The sequence below is a fragment of the Achromobacter pestifer genome (genome assembly GCF_013267355.1).
In the GTDB taxonomy this organism is placed as follows: domain Bacteria; phylum Pseudomonadota; class Gammaproteobacteria; order Burkholderiales; family Burkholderiaceae_B; genus Achromobacter; species Achromobacter pestifer_A.
The window spans coordinates 4332798-4353658 of sequence record NZ_CP053985.1 but is presented as its reverse complement, the minus strand read 5'-3'; the positions used below and the strand labels follow the sequence as shown (position 1 = coordinate 4353658).

Annotated in this window: 20 protein-coding genes; 9 read left to right on the top strand and 11 right to left on the bottom strand. The window is 66.8% G+C overall.

Annotated elements, in window-relative coordinates; all coding sequences use genetic code 11:
- Positions 1-100: 100 nt before the first annotated feature.
- Together FOC84_RS20855 and FOC84_RS20850 are read right to left on the bottom strand one after the other, a co-directional pair.
- Positions 101-1027 carry a DUF4880 domain-containing protein gene (locus FOC84_RS20855; protein WP_173146107.1) on the bottom strand — a complete coding sequence of 309 codons (927 nt, stop codon included), beginning with the start codon at positions 1025-1027 and terminating at the stop codon, positions 101-103.
- Positions 1020-1538: a sigma-70 family RNA polymerase sigma factor gene (locus FOC84_RS20850; protein WP_173146106.1), complete on the bottom strand. Its 519-nt coding sequence runs from the start codon at positions 1536-1538 to the stop codon at positions 1020-1022. The genes FOC84_RS20855 and FOC84_RS20850 overlap by 8 nt, the downstream gene beginning before the upstream one ends.
- Before the next feature lie 229 nt (positions 1539-1767).
- On the opposite strand from FOC84_RS20850, the gene FOC84_RS20845 reads away from it, so the two are divergent.
- Positions 1768-2754 (top strand): TRAP transporter substrate-binding protein, encoded by a 987-nt coding sequence (locus tag FOC84_RS20845; RefSeq protein WP_173146105.1) that lies wholly within the window; start codon positions 1768-1770, stop codon positions 2752-2754.
- A 10-nt stretch (positions 2755-2764) separates the two neighbouring features.
- On the opposite strand, the gene FOC84_RS20840 is transcribed toward FOC84_RS20845, so the two are convergent.
- The 5 genes from FOC84_RS20840 to FOC84_RS20820 all read right to left on the bottom strand — a co-directional run bounded on the left by FOC84_RS20840 (position 2765) and on the right by FOC84_RS20820 (position 8731).
- Positions 2765-3208: a MaoC family dehydratase gene (locus FOC84_RS20840; protein ID WP_173146104.1), complete on the bottom strand. Its 444-nt coding sequence runs from the start codon at positions 3206-3208 to the stop codon at positions 2765-2767.
- A 68-nt stretch (positions 3209-3276) separates the two neighbouring features.
- Positions 3277-4512 carry a benzoyl-CoA 2,3-epoxidase subunit BoxA gene (boxA, locus tag FOC84_RS20835; protein WP_173146103.1) on the bottom strand — a complete coding sequence of 412 codons (1236 nt, stop codon included), beginning with the start codon at positions 4510-4512 and terminating at the stop codon, positions 3277-3279.
- A 54-nt stretch (positions 4513-4566) separates the two neighbouring features.
- The gene (gene boxB / locus FOC84_RS20830; RefSeq protein WP_173146102.1) at positions 4567-5994 is read right to left on the bottom strand and encodes a benzoyl-CoA 2,3-epoxidase subunit BoxB; all 1428 of its coding nucleotides are present in this window, start codon (positions 5992-5994) and stop codon (positions 4567-4569) included.
- Between the two features lie 26 nt (positions 5995-6020).
- Complete coding sequence (gene boxC / locus FOC84_RS20825) at positions 6021-7679, bottom strand: 2,3-epoxybenzoyl-CoA dihydrolase (protein WP_173146101.1); 1659 nt, start codon at positions 7677-7679, stop codon at positions 6021-6023.
- Positions 7680-7822: 143 nt separating this feature from the next.
- The gene (locus FOC84_RS20820; protein ID WP_006221123.1) at positions 7823-8731 is read right to left on the bottom strand and encodes a helix-turn-helix transcriptional regulator; all 909 of its coding nucleotides are present in this window, start codon (positions 8729-8731) and stop codon (positions 7823-7825) included.
- A 176-nt stretch (positions 8732-8907) separates the two neighbouring features.
- Between FOC84_RS20820 and FOC84_RS20815 the strand changes: the two genes are divergently transcribed.
- The 8 genes from FOC84_RS20815 to FOC84_RS20780 all read left to right on the top strand — a co-directional run bounded on the left by FOC84_RS20815 (position 8908) and on the right by FOC84_RS20780 (position 16486).
- Positions 8908-9378, top strand: coding sequence for a DUF4863 family protein (locus FOC84_RS20815; RefSeq protein ID WP_173146100.1), 471 nt, complete (start codon positions 8908-8910; stop codon positions 9376-9378).
- A gap of 67 nt (positions 9379-9445) precedes the next feature.
- Complete coding sequence (locus FOC84_RS20810) at positions 9446-11005, top strand: benzoate-CoA ligase family protein (protein WP_173146099.1); 1560 nt, start codon at positions 9446-9448, stop codon at positions 11003-11005.
- Positions 11002-11826: an alpha/beta fold hydrolase gene (locus FOC84_RS20805; protein ID WP_173146098.1), complete on the top strand. Its 825-nt coding sequence runs from the start codon at positions 11002-11004 to the stop codon at positions 11824-11826. Before FOC84_RS20810 ends, FOC84_RS20805 begins: the two co-directional genes overlap by 4 nt.
- Positions 11827-11863: 37 nt before the next feature.
- A complete protein-coding gene (locus tag FOC84_RS20800; protein ID WP_173146097.1) occupies positions 11864-13024 on the top strand; it encodes an ABC transporter substrate-binding protein in 1161 nt (386 codons plus the stop codon).
- Positions 13025-13055: 31 nt separating this feature from the next.
- Positions 13056-13937 carry a branched-chain amino acid ABC transporter permease gene (locus tag FOC84_RS20795; RefSeq protein WP_013395648.1) on the top strand — a complete coding sequence of 294 codons (882 nt, stop codon included), beginning with the start codon at positions 13056-13058 and terminating at the stop codon, positions 13935-13937.
- Positions 13938-13939: 2 nt separating this feature from the next.
- Complete coding sequence (locus FOC84_RS20790; protein WP_173146096.1) at positions 13940-15022, top strand: branched-chain amino acid ABC transporter permease; 1083 nt, start codon at positions 13940-13942, stop codon at positions 15020-15022.
- Positions 15015-15779, top strand: a complete 765-nt coding sequence (locus FOC84_RS20785; protein ID WP_173146095.1) for an ABC transporter ATP-binding protein — start codon at positions 15015-15017, stop codon at positions 15777-15779. The genes FOC84_RS20790 and FOC84_RS20785 overlap by 8 nt, the downstream gene beginning before the upstream one ends.
- Entirely contained in the window at positions 15776-16486 is a 711-nt protein-coding gene (locus tag FOC84_RS20780) for an ABC transporter ATP-binding protein (RefSeq protein WP_173146094.1), read from the top strand. Before FOC84_RS20785 ends, FOC84_RS20780 begins: the two co-directional genes overlap by 4 nt.
- A 1-nt stretch (position 16487) precedes the next feature.
- Here the strand turns inward: FOC84_RS20780 and FOC84_RS20775 are convergent, their stop codons facing one another.
- From FOC84_RS20775 to FOC84_RS20760, 4 genes are read right to left on the bottom strand one after another with little or no spacing between them, the layout of a single operon-like run.
- A complete protein-coding gene (locus tag FOC84_RS20775; RefSeq protein WP_173146093.1) occupies positions 16488-17591 on the bottom strand; it encodes an ABC transporter ATP-binding protein in 1104 nt (367 codons plus the stop codon).
- Complete coding sequence (locus FOC84_RS20770) at positions 17588-18391, bottom strand: ABC transporter permease (protein ID WP_173146092.1); 804 nt, start codon at positions 18389-18391, stop codon at positions 17588-17590. The genes FOC84_RS20775 and FOC84_RS20770 overlap by 4 nt, the downstream gene beginning before the upstream one ends.
- Complete coding sequence (locus FOC84_RS20765; protein WP_173146091.1) at positions 18388-19215, bottom strand: ABC transporter permease; 828 nt, start codon at positions 19213-19215, stop codon at positions 18388-18390. The genes FOC84_RS20770 and FOC84_RS20765 overlap by 4 nt, the downstream gene beginning before the upstream one ends.
- A 4-nt stretch (positions 19216-19219) precedes the next feature.
- The gene (locus FOC84_RS20760; protein WP_173146090.1) at positions 19220-20854 is read right to left on the bottom strand and encodes an amidohydrolase; all 1635 of its coding nucleotides are present in this window, start codon (positions 20852-20854) and stop codon (positions 19220-19222) included.
- Positions 20855-20861 lie beyond the last annotated feature (7 nt).

Sequence of the window (20861 nt, the reverse complement as noted above, 5' to 3'; positions counted from 1 at the left end):
TGGTTCGAACATATGGGTGCTTATTCCTATGTCGAACGAACCCCGCAAAACCCGTAAAGCGGCGGCAAAAAAAACTTTCCTTGCAGGTAAAAGGCGACGCTCAGGCGGGAACCACCCGCGTCACGAAACGCGAATAGCGCGTCACCCTTACCGGCAGCGCATGCGCCAGCGTGTCCAGGGCGGCCGCCACGTCGTCCAGCTGGAACACGCCGGACACCCGCAACTGCGCGACAGCCGGATCGCAATGGGTCCAACCGCGCTGATAGCGCGCCAGCTCGGCGACGAACTCGCCCAGCCGCATGCCGCGCACCGCGAGCACGCCTTCCGCCCATCCCCCCGCCTCGAAGGAGGCGGAATCCGGACGCATGGCGCTATCGCTGACCAGGTAGCGGCCGCCAGCCAGCGCCTCGCTCTCCGCGCCCAGCCGAGGCTCGACCCGCAGGCTGCCGCGCTGCACGGCCAAGGCCGTGGCCCCATCGAGCTGACGCAAGGCAAATCGCGCCGCATGCGCGGTAAAGCGCGCCTGGCGGCTGCGCACCGTCCAGGCCAGGCCGCCCGCCGGCCCCGTGTCCAGCAAAAGTTCGCCCGCCAGCAGCGTCAGGTCATGCCCGGCGTCCTGGCGCACCGCCGTGCCGGTATCCAGCCAAAGCTGCGCGCCGCCGGCCAGCGCATACTTGCGCCGCTCGCCCACGGCCGTGCGGAAGTCGGCGCCCCAGCCGCGCCAGGCGTCGTCGCCCAGCGCGCCCGCCAGCCCCACGCCGGCCGCTCCCGCGCCCAGCATGGCCAACACCGTGCGCCGGCTCATCCGCGGCGCGGCGCGCAAGGCCTGCGCCGCCCCCGGCGCCGCCACCGCACCCAGATCGTCCTCGATGGACTGCAGCTGCCGCCAGACCCGCTCATGCTCCGCGCTGGCCTGGCGCCAGCGGCGACAGGCTTCGCGCATGGCCTCGTCGGCACGGCCGGAGCTCAGCCGCACGCTCCAGGTGATCGCCTCGTGCAGGACGTTCTGCGCGGCGCGCTCATCCATAGCGCACCTCGTAGCAATGGCGGATCGCGGCGGCCATGTACTTCTCCACCGAACTCAGCGACACGTCCAGCGCGCGGGCGATATCGGGATAGCTCATGCCATCCAGCCGCGACATCAGGAAAGCCGTGCGCGCCTTGCGGTTCAAGCCGTCGAGCATGCGGTCCACGCGGCACAGCGTTTCGATCAGGATGGCGCGCGTTTCGGGTGAAGGCGCCTGCGGTTCCGGCAACAGCGCAAGCTCGTCGAGATAGGCGCGCTCCAGCCTGCGCCGACGGATCTGGTCCACCGCCAGGCCGTGCGCCAGCGTACTGAGGTAGGCGCGCGGCTCGCGCAACGGCTCGGCATTGCCGGGCGCCGCCAGCAGGCGATGGAAAGTGTCCTGGGCAATGTCGGCCGCATCATGGCCGCAACCCAGCTTCCGGCGCAGCCAGCCCACCAGCCAGCGGTGATGGTCTACATAGAGTAGGCGCACATTTTCGTGGCCCTGCGCGCGGGTCAGGCTGTGGGTCATGACGGAACCGAGGGGGATTACGGCAAATGTTATTGAGAACGTTTCTTATTCTAGCAACATTCCAAACCGGCCCTGCTGGGGTTTACCCGCCGTCGCCTGCCACGTCATCACTGCCGATCATCCCTATAGGCTGCGGGCATGCCTTGTCCTACGATGGGCCGCAGCGATCCGGCGCCGGTCCCAGACGGCCGCGCGCATCGGCGATCCGCAACCAGACCAGGAGCCGCGCATGCAAGGCTGTCCCACCCTCCGCCTGATGACAGGCATCGCCATGGCGTTCCTCGCCCATGGCGCCTACGCCGCCACCACCCTCACGATGACCACCGAATACCCGGCCACCTCCATGCCCGGACAAGGCGTATCCACCTTTGCCGAGCTGGTGCGCGCCAAGACCGCGGGCAATGTGGTCATCGACGCCAGCTATGACGCGTCCAAGGGGATCAAGTCGGCCGACATGATCGATGCGGTGCAAGCGCGCAAGGTGGATGCGGGCGATGCCTTTGCCGGCGCGCTGGCCACCAAGTACCCCTTGTTCGGCGTGTCGTCCCTGCCGTTTCTGGCGGACTCGCTGTCCAAGGCCCGCAACCTCAACAAGGCCGCCCGCCCCGCCTATGAAAAGCTGCTGGCGGCGCATGGGCAGAAGCTGCTCTACACCACGCCGTGGCCGGCGTCCGGCATCTGGTCCAAGCAGAAGATCGACAGCGCCGCGGCCTTGAAGAAGCTGAGCATCCGCACCTACGATGCCACGTCGCAGGACGTCATGCAGAAGGCCGGGGCCCGCGCGCAGAACATCTCCTTCGCGGACGCGATGCCGCTGATCGCGTCGGGCGAGGTGAACGCGGTGCTGTCGTCGGGCGACGGCGGCGCGGGCCGCAAGCTCTGGGAGCACCTGCCCAACTTCGCGGAAATCAACTACGCCATGCCGATCTCGGTGGCGACGATGAACCTGCAGGCTTATCAGGCGCTGGACGCGCGCACGCGCCGCGCCATCGACCAGGCGGCAGCGCAGACCGAAACCGAACAATGGAAGCGCATCGACGGCCGCCTGCAGCAGAATTACGCCAACATGCGCAAGAACGGCGTGGCGATCAATACGTCGGTGCCCCTGCCCGTACGCCGCGCCCTGAAGGATGCAGCGGCGGACTCGGTCAAGAACTGGAAGGCAGCGGCCGGCCCTGAAGCCGCCGCCATCCTGAAGCAGGCGGGCAAGCGCTAGACGGCCGGCCTCAGTTTTCGCCGGACAGATCGAACAGGCTGGTCGCGTCCAGTTCCAGCACGCCTTCGTCGTGCTGGTTCAGGACCGTCCAGGCCCAGGTGATGATGCCCAGGTCCGGGCGCGACGACGACGTGCGCGCGCCCTGCACACGCGCTTCGAGGCGCAGGGTATCGCCAGGGCGCACCGGCGTGCGCCAGCGCACCTCGCCCAGGCCGGGCGAGCCAAAGGATTCGGAATCGTGCAGCGCCGCGTCCACCGCCATGCGCATGGCCAGCGCGCAGGTGTGCCAGCCGCTGGCGATCAGCCCGCCCCAGCGGCCTTCCGAGGCGCGCTTGGGATCGGTGTGGAACCACTGGGGATCGAACTTGCGTGCGAACTCCAGGATCTCGGGTTCCGTCACGGTGACCGGACCGCCCTTGATGACCATGCCGTCCTTGAACTCGGCGAACTTCATTTTTGGATTCCCCCCGCAAATGCAATCGGCGCGCCACGGCGCGCCGATTGCCACGCATGTTTATGGATTCAGTACGTTTCGAAATGCAGGCGCCCTTCACGGCGCAACGCATCATGCAGGATAGACCAATCCTGGCCCGCTTGCACCGCCACGTCGTGCAGCGCATCCAGCACGCCCACTTCCATGCCCTTCAGGCCGCACACGTAAATGCAGGTGTTGCGATCCGCCAGCAGTTCGCGCACCGCGCCCGCGCGGTCGCGGATCAAGTCCTGCACGTAGCGCTTGGGTTGCCCGGCTTCGCGCGACAGCGCCAGATTGATGTCGATGAAGTCGCGCGGCAGCTTCATCAGCGGCCCGAAGTACGGCAGTTCGCGCTCCGTGCGCGCGCCGAAGAACAGCAGCAGCCTGCCGTTTTCGCCGGTCTCGATGCGGCGGCGGTAGCGCTCCGTCATGGCGCGCATGGGCGCCGAACCCGTGCCGGTGCAGATCATGATGAGATTGGCGCGCGGATGGTTGGGCATCAGGAAGGTATGGCCGAACGGGCCGATCACCTGCACCTTGTCGTTCTTGGCCAGGTCGCACAGGTAGTTCGAGCACACGCCGTGGGCGGCCGCGCCCGCATGGTCCTCGGTGACGCGTTTCACCGTCAGGGAAAGATTGTTGTAGCCGGCGCGCTCGCCGTCGCGCGGACTGGCCAGCGAATACTGGCGCGCGTGATGCGGCCGGCCTTGCGCATCCGCGCCCGGCGGCAGGATGCCGATGGACTGCCCTTCCAGCACCGGAAACGGCAGCTCGCCGAAGTCGAGCACGATATGGTGGATGTCGCTTTCCGTGTCGGCGCCGGTCACGCGGTAGTTGCCGACCACGGTCGCCGTCATCGGCGTCTTGTGCGTATACAGATTGACGTAGGGATGGGCGGCGGACCAGGGCGGGACCGTCGCGCCCGGCGCGGCGGACGGCGCGGGTGCGGCAGGCTGCGGCGCATCAAGCTCATCGCCAGCTGGCGCGGCGGCAGCCATTTCCGGCAGCGCCTTCTCGCCCGGCAGCTCTTCCCAGCCCAGCTGTTCCTGCACGCCATAAGCCTCGGCGCGCACCATCAGGCGCCAGTTGTCGATCGCCCCCGTGGGGCAAGGCGGCACGCAGGCCATGCAGCCGTTGCAGATCTCGGGATCCACCACGTAGTTGTTCGAATCGTGGCTGATCGCCTTGATCGGACAGGTTTCTTCGCAGGTGTTGCAGCGGATGCAGATCTCGGGATCGATCAGGTGCTGCTTCAGGACTTCTGCTGGTAAGGGAGCGTTCATCTTGGTCTTCCCCATGCTCCGGTAGGCGGCCGCAAGCGCGGCCGCCGCCCCGCTTTAGTTGAAACGGACGTAATCGAAATTCACTGGCTGGCGGTTGATGCCCATGACCGGCGGCGCGATCCAGTTGGCGAACTTGCCGGGCTCGGTGACGCGGCCCATCAGCGATGCGACGAAGGCGCGGTCCTCGGGCGTGGGCAGCCACTTGTGGCTGTTGGCCTGCCATTGCGATTCAGAGAGGATCTCGCCTTCGGGCGACATGCGGATGCCGGCCAGCGTGCCGATCTGGCGGTTGAAGGCCTTGTGCGGCACTTGCAGCCGGAACGGCACGCCGCTCTTTTCGATGACCTTGTTCCAGCGCCCGATGCCGGCGACCGAATCGCGGATGAAGTCGTCGCGCAGCACTTCGTTCAGCGCGTTCAACATCGGCACCTCGGTCTCGCGCAACTGTCCGTTTTCCACGGTCAGCACGCGGTAGGTGTCGTTCTTCAGTTGATGGTCGTCAGTGCGCTTGCTCTCTTCATAGCGGCCCTTCAGGCCCGAGCCGTAGAAGATCGCGGCGTTGGACGACTGGTCCGCGCCGAACAGGTCGATGGTGACGCTGTAGTGGAAGTTCAGGTAACGCTGGATGGTGGGCAGGTCGATCACGCCGGCCGCGCGCACGCTGGCGGGATCATCGGTCTTCAACTGGTTCATGACTTCGCAGGTGCGCTGGATGACGCGCGAAATGCCGGACTCGCCCACGAACATGTGGTGCGCTTCCTCGGTCAGCATGAACTTGGTGGTGCGTGCCAGCGGATCGAAGCTGGATTCCGCCAACGCGCACAGCTGGAACTTGCCGTCGCGGTCGGTGAAGTAGGTGAACATGTAGAAGGCCAGCCAGTCCGGCGTCTTCTCGTTGAACGCGCCCAGGATGCGCGGATTGTCGGAATCCCCCGAACTGCGCTGCAACAGCGCATCGGCCTCTTCGCGGCCGTCGCGGCCGAAGTAGCGGTGCAACAGGTAGACCATGGCCCACAGGTGGCGGCCTTCCTCGACGTTGATCTGGAACAGGTTGCGCAGGTCGTACTGCGACGGCGCGGTCAGTCCCAGATGGCGCTGCTGCTCGATCGAGGCCGGTTCGGTGTCGCCCTGCGTGACGATGATGCGGCGCAGATTGGCGCGGTGCTCGCCGGGCACGTCCTGCCAGACGTCGCGGCCCATGTTCTCGCCGAAATGGATCTTGCGCTGGCCATCCTGCGGCGCCAGGAAAATGCCCCAGCGGTAGTCCGGCATCTTGACGTGATTGAAGTGCGCCCAGCCGTCGGGCTGCACGCTGACGGCCGTGCGCAGGTAGACGTCGAAGCCGTGGGAACCATCAGGCCCCATGTCCTGCCACCACTGCAGGTAGTTGGGCTGCCAATGCTCCAGCGCGCGCTGCAAGGTGCGGTCGCCCGACAGATTGACGTTGTTGGGGATCTTATCGGTGTAGTTGATTCCAGACATGTCTCGCTCCTGTTCCTGTGGGGCCGTCAGACCCGGTTCCAGTCGAATGCGGCCTGCTCGCCCTTGCCGTAAAGCTTGAGCGCGCCCTTGTCGCCGGCGGCGTTGGGGCGGTTGAAGATCCAGTTCTGCCAGGCGGTGAGGCGGCCGAAGATGCGGGTCTCCATTGTTTCCTGGCCGCCAAAGCGCAGGTTGGCTTCCAGGCCGGTCAGGGCGTCGGGCGAGAGCGCGCGGCGCTCCTCCAGCATCATGCGCACCTCGTCGTCCCAATCGATGTTGTCGGGCGCATAGGTGACCAGGCCCAGCTCCAGCGCTTCGGTGGCCGACAACGGCTGGCCGGCGCGCGCGCGCACCGCTTCCAGGGGGCTGTCCTCTTCGTAGAAACGGCGCTGCAAACGGCTCTGGCCGTTGACCATGGGATAGGCGCCAAAATTGCGCCCGCCCACCACGATCTGTGCGGGTGCGGACTCGTCTTCGTTGTCCAGCATGTAGCTGCGGTCGGCGGCCAGCGCCAATTCGAGCAGGGTGCCGGCAAAGCAGGAGCCCGGCTCGATCAGCGCGAACAGGCTGCGCGAGGTCACGTCCAGGCGCGCCAGCGTGCGGCGCAGCATGCCGGCCGTTTCGCGCACGAACCAGTGGTCCGCGTGCTGCTCCAGCGCGGCGTCGGCGGCCAGGACCAGTGCGGCGTCGCCCTCGGTCTTGATGATCCAGGTGCCGATGTCCAGTTCGTTGGTGCGCATGGTCAGGATGGCGTCGTCCAGTTCGCGCGCCATCTGCAAAGGCCACCAGGCCGCGCCCGCGGCGACAATGTCCTGCAGTCCGGTTTCCACCGCCCCTTCGGGCGCGCGCACCGTCCAGGTGGCCTGGCGCTTCTCGCGGTCCAACTGAATATCGACGTAGCGGTAGGAAAGGCCATCGGCGCTTTCCGTGCGCTGCACCGGCGTCAGTGCAACGCCCTGCCCGCCCGACGGACGGTCGCTGCCCTGTGCCAGCGCCTGCGCGCGTTCGCGCACGGCCTCCTCGAACCGGGCCGGCTTGACCACGTCGTCCACCAGGCGCCAGTCCTTGGCGCGCTGCCCGCGCACTCCCTCGACCAGGGTGCAGAAGATGTCGGCGTGGTCGTGGCGCACGCGGCGCTTGTCGGTCACGCGGGTCAGGCCGCCGGTGCCCGGCAGCACGCCCAGCAGCGGCACCTCGGGCAGCGCCACGGCGGAAGAGCGGTCGTCGATCAGCATGATCTCGTCGCAGGCCAGCGCCAGCTCGTAGCCGCCCCCGGCGCAGGCGCCGTTGAGCGCGGCGATGAACTTCAGGCCGCTGTGGCGGCTGGAGTCCTCAATGCCGTTGCGGGTTTCGTTGGTGAACTTGCAGAAGTTCACCTTCCAGGCGTGCGAGGACAGGCCCAGCATGAAGATATTGGCGCCGGAACAGAAGATGCGGTCCTTCATGCTGGTCACGACCACGGTGCGCACTTCCGGATGCTCGAAGCGGATGCGCTGCAAGGCGTCGTGCAGTTCGATGTCCACGCCCAGGTCGTAGGAATTCAGCTTGAGCTTGTAGCCCGGACGCAGCCCGCCGTCCTCGGCGACATCCATGGCCAGCGTGGCGACCGTGCCGTCGAAGCTCAGGCGCCAGTGGCGGTATTGCTCGGGGTCGGTCCGGAAATCAACCCGGTTGAGGGTGCTGCTCATAGTGTGTCTCCTCGGACGCCTGCCAAAACAGGAAAAATACTGCACGACATGAATTATTGTGCAGATTAGAGGACAAAAAAAGCCCCGTCAAGCGGGGCATGCACAAAAATGCATATTGCTGGCCGAGCCGGCATCGAGCCAAGCTATAGCGGCAAGCCGCAGGCTTTGCGCACCTGGGTGCGCAAACCAGCGAAGCTTTCCTGCACCTCCAGGTTGCTGGTGACCCAGGTGAGGTCCGCCTTGGCGTAGAAGGCCTCGCGTCCGGCCAGGATGCGCTTCAGATCGGCCATGGCCTCGTTGTTGCCCGACATGGGGCGGAAGTCGCCCTGCGCCATGACCCGGCCCATGTGCTCTTCTGGCGTGGCGCGCAGCCACACCGTATAGCAGTGCGCCAGCAACAGGTTCAGGGTGGCCGGCTCGGACACCAGCCCGCCCGGCGTGGCCAGCACCATTTCCGGATAGATCTGCACGGCCTCTTCCAGCGCCCGCCGTTCGTAGCGGCGGTAGGCGTTGGGACCGTACAGATTGTGGATCTCCAGGATGCTGCACCCGGCCACGCGCTCGATCTCGCGGTTCAACTCCACGAACGGGTAGCCCAGGTCGTCGGCCAGCATCTGGCCCAGCGTGGACTTGCCCGCGCCGCGCAGGCCGATCAGCGCCACGCGCTGGGTACGGTTGGGTCGCTGCGCCCCCGCCCCCACCCCGAACAGCTGGGTCAGGGCCTCGCGCGCGCGCTGCAGGTCCGATTCCGTGCGGCCGCTGAGCAGTTCGCGGATCAGCAGCCAGTCGGGCGATTCCGTGGTCACGTCGCCCACCAGTTCGGCCAGCGCGCAATTGAAGGCCCGGGCAATCTGCAGCAGCACCAGGATGGAGGCGTTGCCCACCCCGTGTTCCAGGTTGGCCAAATGGCGTTCCGATACGCCGGTGACCTGCGACAGGCTCTTGCGGGTCATGCCGCGTATGGCCCGCAAGCGGCGCACCCGCTCGCCCAATGCCACCAGGAACGCTTCCCGCCTGGGTTCGGATGGCGCCGCGTCTAGCGCTTGATTCATGTTTACGTGACTCCGCAAAAACCCTGATTACCACGTTTTAGGCACTATAGTGCTTGACCCTGATCAATGGAAGCACTATTTTTCCATTCAGTGAGTCCGAAGCGGCTCATGCGCAAAAAAACAGCAGTCGATTTCATCTCGATTCTGAAGCGCCGACAGTGTAAAGGAGGAGCCCGGTGAGTACGCCTGATCAATTCCACGCTCTGATGCGCGAGGTCACGCGCCTGACGGAAGGCCAGCCGCTGGACGCCACGCTGCAAGAAAGCCTGAACCGCGAGGCCGGCCCGCAAAGCGACCTGTTCCAGCAGATATACGCCACCTGTAGACAAGGCGTGGCCGAGGGCTGGATGTGCAACCGGGAAGGCGGCGGCATCCGCTACGGCCGTGTCATCAAACCGGCGCCGGACCTGGCGGACTGCTCGGTGGACGTGGTCGACATGAACGACCTGGCCGGCCCGCACCATGCGCATCCCAATGGCGAGATCGACATGATCATGCCGCTGACCGAGGGCGCCCGCTTCGACGGCCACGGCGCCGGCTGGCTGGTCTACGGCCCCGGCAGCGCGCACAGCCCGACCGTGAGCGGCGGCCGCGCGCTGGTGCTGTATCTGCTGCCGGGCGGCGCCATCGATTTCACGCGGTCCTAGCGCCCGCTCCGCCGCCAGAAAAAAAACACAGCGCGGCTTCCACCCCACAGGACATCAGGAGACAACCGTGAACACCTGTCCCGCCGAACTCAACTTCGCCAGCCACCTGGCGGCGCTCAATGCGCCGCGCGCCGCCAAGCCGGCCTATATCGACGACACCCGCCAGCTCAGCTACGGCGAACTGGCGGAACGGGTGGCGCGCATGGCCGGCGCGCTGCGCCAGCTGGGCCTGCGGCGCGAGGAGCGCATCCTGCTGCTGATGCAGGACACCGTCGACTGGCCGGTGATCTTCCTGGGCGCGCTGCATGCGGGCGTGGTGCCGGTGGCAGTGAACACTCTGCTGACCGCTGACGACTACGCCTACATCATCGGCCACAGCCGCGTACGCGCCGTGTTCGTGTCGGGCGCCTTGTTGCCCATGGTGCAGACCGCGCTGGGACAGGCCGCCGCCGACGTCGAACACCTGGTGGTTTCGCAGCCCGCCGGCCCCTTGCCCGAAGGCGCGCGCGAATTCGAATCGCTGCTGGCCACCGCCCCGCTCGCGCCGGCGGCGCGCACCCTGTCCGACGAAATCGCCTTCTGGCTGTATTCGTCCGGCTCCACCGGCAAGCCCAAGGGCGTGGTCCATACCCACGGCAACCTGTGGCACACGGCCGAACTCTATGCCAAGCCCGTGCTCGGCATCCGCGAGGAAGACGTGGTGTTCTCGGCCGCCAAGCTGTTCTTCGCCTACGGCCTGGGCAATGGCCTGACCTTCCCCCTATCCGTCGGCGCGACCGTCATCCTGATGGGCGAACGTCCCACGCCGCAAGCGGTCTTCAAGCGGCTGACCCAGCACCGGCCCACGGTGTTCTATGGCGTGCCCACGCTGTACGCCAGCATGCTGGCCTCGCCCGACCTGCCCGCGCGCGAACAGGTCGCCATGCGCATCTGCACGTCCGCCGGCGAAGCCTTGCCGCGCGACATCGGCGAACGCTACACGCGCCACTTCGGCTGCGAAATCCTGGACGGCATCGGCTCCACCGAGATGCTGCACATCTTCATCTCCAACCAGACCGGGCAGCTGCGCTACGGCACCACGGGCAAGCCCGTGCCCGGCTATGAAGTGCAGCTGCGCGACGAAAGCGGCGCCCCGGTGCCGCCCGGCGCCATCGGCGATCTCTACATCAAGGGTCCGAGCGCGGCCCTGATGTACTGGAACAACCGCGACAAGACACGCCAGTGCTTCCTGGGCGACTGGCTCAAGAGCGGCGACAAGTACACCTGCGACGCAGACGGCTACTACACCTATGCCGGCCGCAGCGACGACATGATCAAGGTCAGCGGCCAGTATGTGTCGCCGGTGGAGGTCGAAAACATCCTGGTGCAGCACGAGGCCGTGCTCGAAGCGGCCGTGATCGGCGTGCCGGACCATGACGGGCTGGTCAAGACCAAGGCCTATGTGGTGCTGCGCCCCGGCTTCGAGCCCGACGCGCAGACCGGGGCCGCGCTGCAGAACTACGTGAAGCAGCATCTGGCGCCGTTCAAGTATCCGCGCCAGATCAATTTCACGGAAGAACTGCCCAAGACGGCCACCGGGAAGATACAGCGCTTCCGCCTGCGCCAGCTGGAAGAGGCCACGTTATGAGCGCTTGCGACGTCGCCGACACCGTCTTCGCCGAGTTCCATGCCGGCGGACGCGACCTGCGCCTGGAATGCCAGTGGGTCGGGTCCGATCTTCCCGACGCCCCGCTGCTGGTGTTCCTGCACGAAGGACTGGGCTCGGTGTCCATGTGGAAAGACTGGCCCCGCCAAGTCTGCGAGGCGGCAGGCTGCCGCGGCCTGGTGTATTCGCGCCTGGGATATGGACAGTCCACCCCGCTGCGCTCCGAAGAAAAGCGGCCAGTGGATTACATGCACCGCGAAGCGCGCGACGTGCTGCCCGCGTTGTTGCGCGCCCTGGACCTGGACGCCCGGCAGGACCAGCCGGTGCTGTTCGGCCACAGCGACGGCGGCTCCATCGCCCTGCTGTACGCCGCCATGCATCCGGACGCCGTCGCCGGCGTGGTGGCCGCCGCCCCCCATATCCTGGTCGAAGACGTGTCGGTCGCCAGCATCGCGCAGGCGCGCCAGGCGTATCTGGACACGGACCTGCGCGCCCGGCTGGGACGCCATCACGCAGACCCGGATTCGGCGTTCCGGGGCTGGAACGACATCTGGCTGGACCCGGCCTTCCGCCGCTGGAACCTGGACGACTACCTGCCCCGCATCGCCTGTCCCGTGCTTGCCATCCAGGGCGTGGACGACGAATACGGCAGCTTGGCGCAGATACGCGGCATACGCCGGCTCGCGCCCCAGACCGAATTGCTGGAACTGCCCGACTGCGGCCACTCGGCGCACAAGGACCAGCCAGCCCGCGTTATCCAGGCAATCGCCAGCTTTATCGGCGGCCTGGAAAAACCCCGCTGACCTCTGCGTCGGCCCATAACAAGCACGGAGACTAACCATGAACCACGCCCTGAACCGGGCTGCGCTCGCCGCGGCTCTGACGCTCGCCGCCACCGGCGCCCAGGCCGCCGACAAGATCAAGGTCGGCTTCATGCTGCCCTACAGCGGCACCTACGCCGCGCTGGGCAACGCCATCGAGAACGGCTTCAAGCTGTACGTCGCCGAACAAGGCGGCAAGCTGGGTGGACGCGAGATCGAGTACTTCAAGGTGGACGACGAATCCAACCCCGCCAAGGCCGCCGAAAATGCCAACCGCCTGATCAAGCGCGACCAGGTGGACGTGCTGATCGGCACCGTGCACTCGGGCGTGGCGATGGCGCTGGCCAAGGCCGCCAAGGACGCCGACACCACGCTGATCGTGACCAACGCGGGCGCCAACGCCATCACCGGCCCGCTGTGCAGCCCGGGCATCTTCCGCACCTCGTTCACCAATTGGCAGCCTGCCTACGCCATGGGTCCGGTGGCCTTTGCCAAGGGCCACAAGACGGCCGTCACCATCACTTGGAAGTATGCGGCCGGCGACGAGGCCATCGGCGGCTTCAAGGAGGGCTTCGAGAAGGCCGGCGGCAAGGTCGTGAAGGAACTGAGCCTGCCGTTTCCCAACGTGGAGTTCCAGCCGCTGCTGACGGAAATCGCGGCGCTCAAGCCCGACATGGTGTTCACGTTCTTCGCCGGCGGCGGCGCCGTGAAATTCGTGCAGGACTACCATGCCGCCGGCCTGAGCAAGACCATTCCCCTGTACGGATCGGGCTTCCTCACCGATGGCACGCTGGAAGCCCAAGGCGCGTCGGCGCAAGGCCTGCTGACCACGCTGCATTATGCCGACGGCCTGAACACGCCGCGCGACAACGCCTTCCGCGCCGACTACAGCAAAGCCTACAAGGCGCAGCCCGACGTGTACGCGGTGCAAGGCTATGACGCGGCGCAACTGATGCAGTCGGGCCTGGCCGCGGTCAAGGGCGACTTCGCCAAGAAGGAGGACTTCCGCAAGGCCATGCGCGGCGCCACGGTGGACAGCCCGCGCGGCCCCTTCACGTTGTCCAGCGCGGGCAACCCGGTGCAGGACATCTACCTGCGCCGCGTCGACGGGCTGGAGAACAAGGTCGTGGATGTCGCCGTGAAGAAGCTGGCCGATCCGGCCCGCGGCTGCAAGCTCTGACGCCAAGCGCAATCCGCCACAGGGAGGCCCCATGGACATCAGCATCCTGCTCATCCAGAGCCTGAACGCTTTCCAGTACGGCTTGCTGCTGTTCCTGGTGGCCAGCGGACTCACGCTGATCTTCGGCATCATGGGCATCATCAATCTTGCCCACGGCAGTTTCTACATGATAGGCGCCTACATGGCGTTCGCGCTGGGACCGGCCGTCGACCGCTGGCTGGGCGGCGGCTTCCTGGCCACGTTGGCGATCTGCGTGCTGGCCGCCGGCGCGCTGGGCTATCTGCTGGAAGCCGCGTTCTTCAGCTACCTGTACAAGCGCAACCACTTGCAGCAGGTGCTGATGACCTACGGCCTGATCCTGGTCTTCGAAGAACTGCGCAGCATCCTGGTGGGCAATGACGTGCATGGCGTGCCCCTGCCCGCCTGGCTGCAAGGCAGCATCGCGCTGGGCGACGTGATGACCTACCCGGTCTACCGGCTGTTCATCTCGGCCGTGGGCATCGCGGTGGCGCTGCTGCTGTACTGGGTCATCACGCGCACGCGGTTGGGCATGATGCTGCGGGCCGGCGCCAGCAACCGCGAAATGATCGGCTCGCTGGGCATAGACATCAACAAGCTCTACCGCCTGGTGTTCGCGGCGGGCGTGGCGCTGGCGGCCCTGGCCGGCAGCATCGCCGCGCCGGTGTCCTCGGTCTACCCCGGTATGGGCAATGGCGTGCTGATCATCTGCTTCGTGGTGGTCGTGATCGGCGGCATAGGCTCGATCCGCGGCGCTTTCCTGGCCGCGATGCTGGTAGGCGTGGTGGAAACCTTCGGCCAGGTGCTGTTCCCGTCCGCGGCAGGCGTGCTGGTGTACCTGCTGATGGCCTTCATACTTCTTTGCAAGCCCGAAGGGCTGTTCAAGCAGGGCTGACCATGTTGAACCGACTATTGCCCATTGCGGCGCTGCTGGCGCTGGCCGTTTTTTCCTGGAGCGGCAGCGACTACTACACCGGCCTGGCGATCAAGATCATGATCTACGCGATCTTCGCGCTCAGCCTGCAACTGCTGGTGGGCGGCGCGGGACTGGTCAGCCTGGGCCACGCCGCTTTCTTCGGCATCGGCGCCTACGTCGCGGCGCTGCTGTCGCCGGAGTCCGAGGCCGCCGGCCTGTGGTGGCTGCTGCCGGCCGCCCTGCTGGCCGCCGCGGCCTACGCGCTGGCAACCGGCGCGCTGGCGCTGCGCACCCGCGGCGTGTACTTCATCATGGTCACGCTGGCTTTCTCGCAGATGGCGTACTACGTGTTCCACGACACCAAGATCGGCGGCGGCAGCGATGGCATCTATCTGTACTTCCGGCCCGAGCTGTCCCTGGGCGGCTGGCTGCCGTTCGACCTGGGCGATGCCCGGACCTTCTACTTCTTCGTGCTGGCCTGCCTGGCGCTGACCTGGGGCTTTCTGGCGCTGCTGCGGCGCTCACCCTTCGGCGCCGCGCTGGCCGGCATCCGCATCAACGAACAGCGCATGCGCGCGGCCGGCTACTCGACCTATCCGTACAAGCTCGCCGCCTATGTGGTGGGCGCCACGCTGGCCAGCCTGGCGGGCTTTCTGTTCGCCCTGAAGGACGGCTTCGTCACGCCCGAGCTGCTGGCCTGGGAACAATCGGGCCTGGTGCTGCTGATGGTGATCCTGGGCGGCATGGGCAGCCTGGGCGGCGCGGTGCTGGGCACCGTGACGCTGGTGCTGTTGCAGGAACTGTTCCAGTCGCAGGAGATTTTCGGCGAGTACGCGCGCTACTGGCACCTGCCCCTGGGTCTGGCGATCATCGCGCTGGTGGCCCTGCTGCCCAATGGCCTGGCAGGACTGCCGGCGCAGCTGCGCCAGCGACGCGCGGCCCGGATTGCCGCCCCCGGCGCGGACGTCGACGCCGCCCGCGCCACGCCCAAGCCGGATACCGCCCATGCCGGCCGCCAGCCTGCCCCCGCCCGCCTGCCCATCCAGGGAGAGCCCCATGTCTGACGTCCTGCTTGCCGCAAGCGCCGTCACGCGCCGCTTCGGCGGCCTCACGGCCGTAAACGGCGTGTCGCTGCAATTGCAGCGCGGCCAGGTCCACGCCGTCATCGGCACCAACGGCGCGGGCAAGTCCACGCTGATCAACATCCTGTCGGGCGAACTGGCGCCCAGCAGCGGCCAGGTCATGCTGGGCAACCGTGACATCACGGCCTGGCGCCAGCCCGACCGGGCGCGCGCCGGCCTGGGCCGCAGCTACCAGCGGTCCACCATCTTTCCCGAGCTGAGCGTGTTCGAAAACTGCAGGCTGGCCGCCCAGGCACGCCGCCAGCGCTTCTGGCACTGGTGGCGGTCCGCCTCCGAATGCCGCCACAGCGCGGAGCTTGCGCGCCACGCGCTGGAACGCACCGGCCTGGCGGACGACGCCGCGCGCGAGGCCGGGCTGCTGCCGCACGGCCGCAAGCGCCAGCTCGAGATCGCCATGTGCCTTGCCGGCGAACCGCAGGTGCTGCTGCTGGACGAGCCCCTGGCCGGCATGGGCCCCGAGGAAACCGACCGCATCCTGGATCTGCTGGAAACGCTCAAGCCCGGCCACGCCATCCTGCTGGTGGAGCACGACATGGACGCGGTCTTCCGCGTCGCCGAGACCATTACCGTCATGGTCAATGGCGCCGCCATCGCCAGCGGCACGCCGGACGAGATCCGCGCCAACCCCGACGTGCGCACCGCCTACCTGGGCGAAGACAGCCATGGAGCCAGCGTATGACCGCATTGATCGAAGCAGGCGGCCTGCACGTCTACTACGGCGCCAGCCATGTGCTGCGCGGCATCGACATGCACATCGCGCCGGGAGAATCCGTGGGCCTGGTGGGCCGCAACGGCATGGGCAAGACCACCCTGATCCGCAGCCTGATGGGCCACGTCAGAAGCGCCCAGGGCAGCGTGCGCGTCGACGGCCGCGACTGCACCCGCGCGCAGCCGCACGCCATCGCCCGCATGGGCGTGGCCTATGTGCCCGAAGGGCGCGGCATCTTTCCCAATCTGAACGTGCGCGAAAACCTGCAAGTAGCGGCGCGCGCCGGCCGCGACGGCCGCCAGGACTGGACCTACGCCCGCGTGCTGGAGGTGTTTCCGCGCCTGCGGGAACGCCTGGGCCATGGCGGCCAGCAGCTATCGGGCGGCGAGCAGCAGATGCTGGCCATCGGCCGGGCGCTGATGACCAATCCCGAACTGCTGATCCTGGACGAGGCCACCGAGGGGCTGGCGCCGCTGATCGTGGCCGAGATCTGGAAGATCATCCGGCAGATCCGCGCCAGCGGCATGTCCACGCTGATCGTGGACCGCAATTACCGCGCGGTGCTGGAACACACCGACCGCTGCCTGGTGATGGAAAAAGGCCAGATCGTGCAGGACGGCGACAGCGCGTCGCTGGCCCGGCAGCCCGAGCAGCTGACGCGCTATCTTGGAGTGTAGGTCAGACCGGCTCCTCAGCGTCCAGAACGCTGACGGCCGCGGCGTCCAGCGCCACCCTTACGTCGGCCCCCTGGCGCAAGTCCGGAAGACCCTGCGCGCCGGCCACCAGCTCCAGATACAGCGGCGTACCGCGGGGGGTGCGCAACAAGTAGTTGAGCAGGTTGCCCGCATAGCTGAGCGCTTCGACCCGGGCCTGCAGGCCCGGATGACCCTCAGGCGCCAGGCGCAACTTGTGCGGCCGTACCACCAGGCGCACGCTGTCGCCGGCGGCAAAGGCGCGGCTGGAGACGCACGCGGGTATCGTTCCGCCTTCGTAATCCACCGCCACGCCGTTCTGATCCACCGAGCGCACCGTGCCCTCCAGCACGTTGCTGCGGCCCAGAAACTCCGCCACGAACAGGTTCGCCGGCCGCTCGTATAGTTCGGAAGGCGAGCCGATCTGCGCGATCCGGCCCTGGTTGAAGATCACAATCCGGTCCGACATCGACAAGGCCTCCTCCTGGTCGTGCGTCACGTACAGAAACGAAGCGCCGGACTCCTTGTTCAGTTTGCGCAGTTCCCATTGCAGATCCGCGCGCAGCTTCTTGTCCAAGGCGGAAAGCGGTTCGTCCAGCAACAGCGCGTCGGGCCGATACACCAGTGCGCGCGCCAGGGCCACGCGCTGTTGCTGCCCGCCCGAAAGCTGCCTGGGATATCTTCCCGCATAGGCTCCGAGCTGAACCTGTTCCAACGCCGCGCGGGCGCGGCTGCGCGCCTCGGCGCCGGATACTCCGCGTATCGACAAGGGGAACTTCACATTCTGTTCCACCGTCATATGGGGAAACAGCGCATAGCCCTGGAACACCATGCCGAAGCCCCGCTCCTCAGGCTGGCGCCGCGTGATCGGCTTGCCCCTGTGGAAGATCTCGCCCGCGCTAGGCGCGACAAAGCCCGCGATCGACATCAGGGTCGTTGTCTTGCCGGATCCCGACGGCCCCAGCAGCGTGAGGAACTCCCCCGGAGCCAGCGAGAAATCGATGCCATCCAGCGCCACCGTGGCGCCGAACAACTTGCGCAACCCCTGCACGCGCAGCAAGGGCTCAGATGAAGAAAGAGACGAATTCATGTGGACTCCCGCTTTCCTTTCCGGTGCGCGAGCAAGCGCTCGACGCACAGGCAGATGAAGGTGATCAAGATCATCAAAGTCGCCACGGCCGCTATCGTGGGATCGACGTTCTCATTGATTCCGTCCCACATCGCGCGCGGCAGCAGATAGACATTGCGCGTGGTGATGAAAAGCAGCACGACCAGTTCGTCCCAGGACACGATGAACGCGAAGATCGCGCCCGAGACTATGCCGGGCCGGATGCCTGGCAAGGTCACGCGCCGCAGCACTTGCAGGGGACTCGCCCCCATGGAACGGGCAGCCTGTTCCAGGCGCGGATCGAAATTGGCCAGCGCCGACCCCACCGACACGAACACGAAGGGCGTGGCGGCCACGACATGCGCCAGCACCACGCCGGTATAGGTATCGAGCAAGCCCAGATCGATGTACAGGCGGTAGTACGCCAGCGCCCCCACGATGGTGGGCACGATCAGCGGCAGCAGGGCAAGCATGCGAACCAGGCCGCCCAGACGCGCACCCAGCTTCCACGCGCCGATGGCGGCGGCGCAACCCAGCGCGGTGGCGGCGAGCGTGGAAACCGCCGATACGGCGACGCTCTGCAGCAGGCTGTCGCGCCAGACCGGGCTTTCCACCAGTTGCCTGTAATGCTGCAGCGACCAGGATTCCGCGGGAAACGACAGATAGCTTCGGTCGGTGAAGGAAACGGGAACCACCACCAGCGCCGGCAAAAACAGGTACGCCAGCACCAGCCCCGCGATCAACGCCGCCGCCGCGAACCACCATGAAGGACGTATGCTCATGGCGCACCGAACAGTGAAGGAACGCGCACACAGCGCGACATCAGGATCAAGCTCAGCACCACGGTGACCAGCAAGGCGCTGGCGAACGCCGTCGAGATCCCCCAGTTCATGGTTTCGCTGATGCCGAACTCGATGTACTGCGCCACCATCACGGTCTTTCCCCCGCCCAACAGGGCCGGCGTGATGAAGAATCCCAGGCAGAAAATGAACACCAGCACCGCCGCCGCCAACACGCCCGGCAGGGAAAGCGGCAGGTACACGCGCAGGAAGGTCTGGACCGGCCCGGCGCCCAGCGCGCGCGACGCTGCCATCAGCGACCGGTCCATGCCCAGCATGTTGGTCAGCATCGGCAGCACCGCATAGGGAATCATGTAGTGCACCATGCCGATCAGTACTCCAGTCTCGTTGCGCAACAACGCCAGCGGCCGGTCGACCAGTCCCAGCGCCATCAGCGTCGCGTTGACCGCGCCCTCCTTGGACAGCAACAGGACCCAGGCGAACGCGCGCACCAGCACCGACAGCCAGAACGGCACCAACAGGCATATCGTCATCCAGCTGCGCACGTGCTCCGGCACGTTCGCCATGACATAGGCCACCGCGTAGCCCAGCGTCAGGGCGATGACCGTGGTCCAGATGCATATCCTGGCCGTGGTCGCCATGATCTTCAGATAGAGCGGCTGCGTGAACAGCGCCACGTAATTGCCGATGCCCGCGACGGGCTCGGTGAAGCTGATCGCCAGGATGCGCAGGACCGGCAGCAGGAACAAGCCACCGACCAGCAACACCACGGGCAGAACCAGCACTGTGGGAAGCGAGCGCTGCATGGGTTCAGTCCTCCTCGGGTAGTTGATCCGCCCATGACGCGAGCGGCGAACGGAACACGGCGCGCCCGCCAACCAGCGTGGCGCGCACCGCGGCATCGCGGATCTGCTCCGCCGGAATGCGGTACAGGTCGCGATCCAGCACGATCAGGTCGGCCAGCTTGCCCGGCGCCAGCGTGCCCTTGCTTGCCCCCTGGCCTTCGGCCAGCGCGGGATTGACGGTGTAGCAACGCATGGCCTCATCCACCGAGATCGCTTGAGCGGCGCCTATCTCGGCCCCCGAGGCCGTCTTGCGCATCACCATGGACCACATGCCCAGGAAGGGATTGCGGTCGCACACGGGAGCATCGGAATGCCCGCAAACCAGCACGCCCCGGTCCAGCATGTCGCGATGCGGCCACAGCCATGGCCAGTCGGACGCAGGCCGGTTGCGCAGGTAGGCGTCGCCCAGGTTGTAGGCGAAGCCCGCGGCGGACGAGTCGATCACGCCCAGTCTCGCCATGCGTTCCTGGATGGGCGGCGGCGCGCAGCAGCAATGCTCTATGCGCGGCGGCACTGCTTCGGGATGCAGGGCAAGCGCTTCTTCGAACGCGTCCAGTGCGAAGTCGATGCCGCGATCGCCGTTGCCGGTAGCGGCCGCTTGCAGCCCCGCGGCCATGACCCGCCCCACCTTGAACGCGAGTTCCTCCGCGGAAAAATTCACATCGCCGAATTCCGGCGGCCCCTCCGCGCCGCCCTGGGCGGCATAGGGCTGGTAGTAGGCGGCCGTGCGGCCGCTGGTGCTGCCGTCGGAGCCATACTCGACACCGAGCAGGTGCAGGCGATCGTCGCCAAAGCCGAAGCGCATGCCAGATCCCAGCACGTCCTCCACCAGCGCTTCGTCACGCCCGTTGAGCATCATGCCCACGCGCACGGGCAAACTTCCCGCCGCGTGCAGGCGCCGATAGGCCTGCATCGCCAAAGCGCTGGTCAGGGCATTGTGCACGCTGGTGATGCCCAGCCTCGCCATCTCGCTGAAGATCGCGGGATAGCCCCCGAGGTAGTCCTCCATCCGATCACCCGCCGCAATATGCGTCGTGAACGCAAACACGCCGCGGCCGCGCGCCATGCCCTCGGCGGCATTCAGGCAATGGTCCGGAACCTGGCGCGACAGGCCGCTGGCCGCCAATCCGTCGAACGCGGTCTTGCTGGCCACGCCTACCTGCGCATCGCGGCGCAACAGGAACACCGGCCGCCCCGGCGCCGCCGCGTCCAGCGCCGCACGCGAGGGGTAGCCGCCGATATCATGCTCGTCCAGACGAAAGCCCAGATACCACGCGCCTGGGGACGTCCGGCGGTGGAATGCCGCGATGCGCTGGAGCAGCGCGGGCAGCGTACTGATACCGGAAAGATCGTCCCATCGTCCCGCCTTGACCGCTTGCCCATCCGGGTGGCAATGGCTGTCGTTGATTCCCGGCATGGCGAAAGCGCCGTCCAGGTCTATCCTCGATGTGCCCGGTCCTGCCAGCGCCAGGCAATCAACATCCGTGCCCGCGCCGACCACGCAGCCATCCCGTATCGCCAACGCTTGCACCACGCCCAGGGCGCCATCCAGCGTGGCGATGCGGCCGCCATGCAACACCATATCCGCGTATGCGTTCATGCTGGCG

Bases quoted from the DNA above. Each gene is read 5' to 3' on its own strand.
- FOC84_RS20850 (WP_173146106.1), bottom strand. From the start codon at position 1,538: ATGACCCACAGCCTGACCCGCGCGCAGGGCCACGAAAATGTGCGCCTA.
- FOC84_RS20840 (WP_173146104.1), bottom strand. From the start codon at position 3,208: ATGAAGTTCGCCGAGTTCAAGGACGGCATGGTCATCAAGGGCGGTCCG.
- boxC (WP_173146101.1), bottom strand. From the start codon at position 7,679: ATGAGCAGCACCCTCAACCGGGTTGATTTCCGGACCGACCCCGAGCAA.
- FOC84_RS20780 (WP_173146094.1), top strand. From the start codon at position 15,776: ATGACCGCATTGATCGAAGCAGGCGGCCTGCACGTCTACTACGGCGCC.
- FOC84_RS20800 (WP_173146097.1), top strand. From the start codon at position 11,864: ATGAACCACGCCCTGAACCGGGCTGCGCTCGCCGCGGCTCTGACGCTC.
- FOC84_RS20805 (WP_173146098.1), top strand. From the start codon at position 11,002: ATGAGCGCTTGCGACGTCGCCGACACCGTCTTCGCCGAGTTCCATGCC.
- FOC84_RS20760 (WP_173146090.1), bottom strand. From the start codon at position 20,854: ATGAACGCATACGCGGATATGGTGTTGCATGGCGGCCGCATCGCCACG.
- FOC84_RS20845 (WP_173146105.1), top strand. From the start codon at position 1,768: ATGCAAGGCTGTCCCACCCTCCGCCTGATGACAGGCATCGCCATGGCG.
- boxB (WP_173146102.1), bottom strand. From the start codon at position 5,994: ATGTCTGGAATCAACTACACCGATAAGATCCCCAACAACGTCAATCTG.
- FOC84_RS20790 (WP_173146096.1), top strand. From the start codon at position 13,940: ATGTTGAACCGACTATTGCCCATTGCGGCGCTGCTGGCGCTGGCCGTT.
- FOC84_RS20795 (WP_013395648.1), top strand. From the start codon at position 13,056: ATGGACATCAGCATCCTGCTCATCCAGAGCCTGAACGCTTTCCAGTAC.
- FOC84_RS20820 (WP_006221123.1), bottom strand. From the start codon at position 8,731: ATGAATCAAGCGCTAGACGCGGCGCCATCCGAACCCAGGCGGGAAGCG.
- FOC84_RS20855 (WP_173146107.1), bottom strand. From the start codon at position 1,027: ATGGATGAGCGCGCCGCGCAGAACGTCCTGCACGAGGCGATCACCTGG.
- boxA (WP_173146103.1), bottom strand. From the start codon at position 4,512: ATGAACGCTCCCTTACCAGCAGAAGTCCTGAAGCAGCACCTGATCGAT.
- FOC84_RS20770 (WP_173146092.1), bottom strand. From the start codon at position 18,391: ATGAGCATACGTCCTTCATGGTGGTTCGCGGCGGCGGCGTTGATCGCG.
- FOC84_RS20775 (WP_173146093.1), bottom strand. From the start codon at position 17,591: ATGAATTCGTCTCTTTCTTCATCTGAGCCCTTGCTGCGCGTGCAGGGG.
- FOC84_RS20765 (WP_173146091.1), bottom strand. From the start codon at position 19,215: ATGCAGCGCTCGCTTCCCACAGTGCTGGTTCTGCCCGTGGTGTTGCTG.
- FOC84_RS20785 (WP_173146095.1), top strand. From the start codon at position 15,015: ATGTCTGACGTCCTGCTTGCCGCAAGCGCCGTCACGCGCCGCTTCGGC.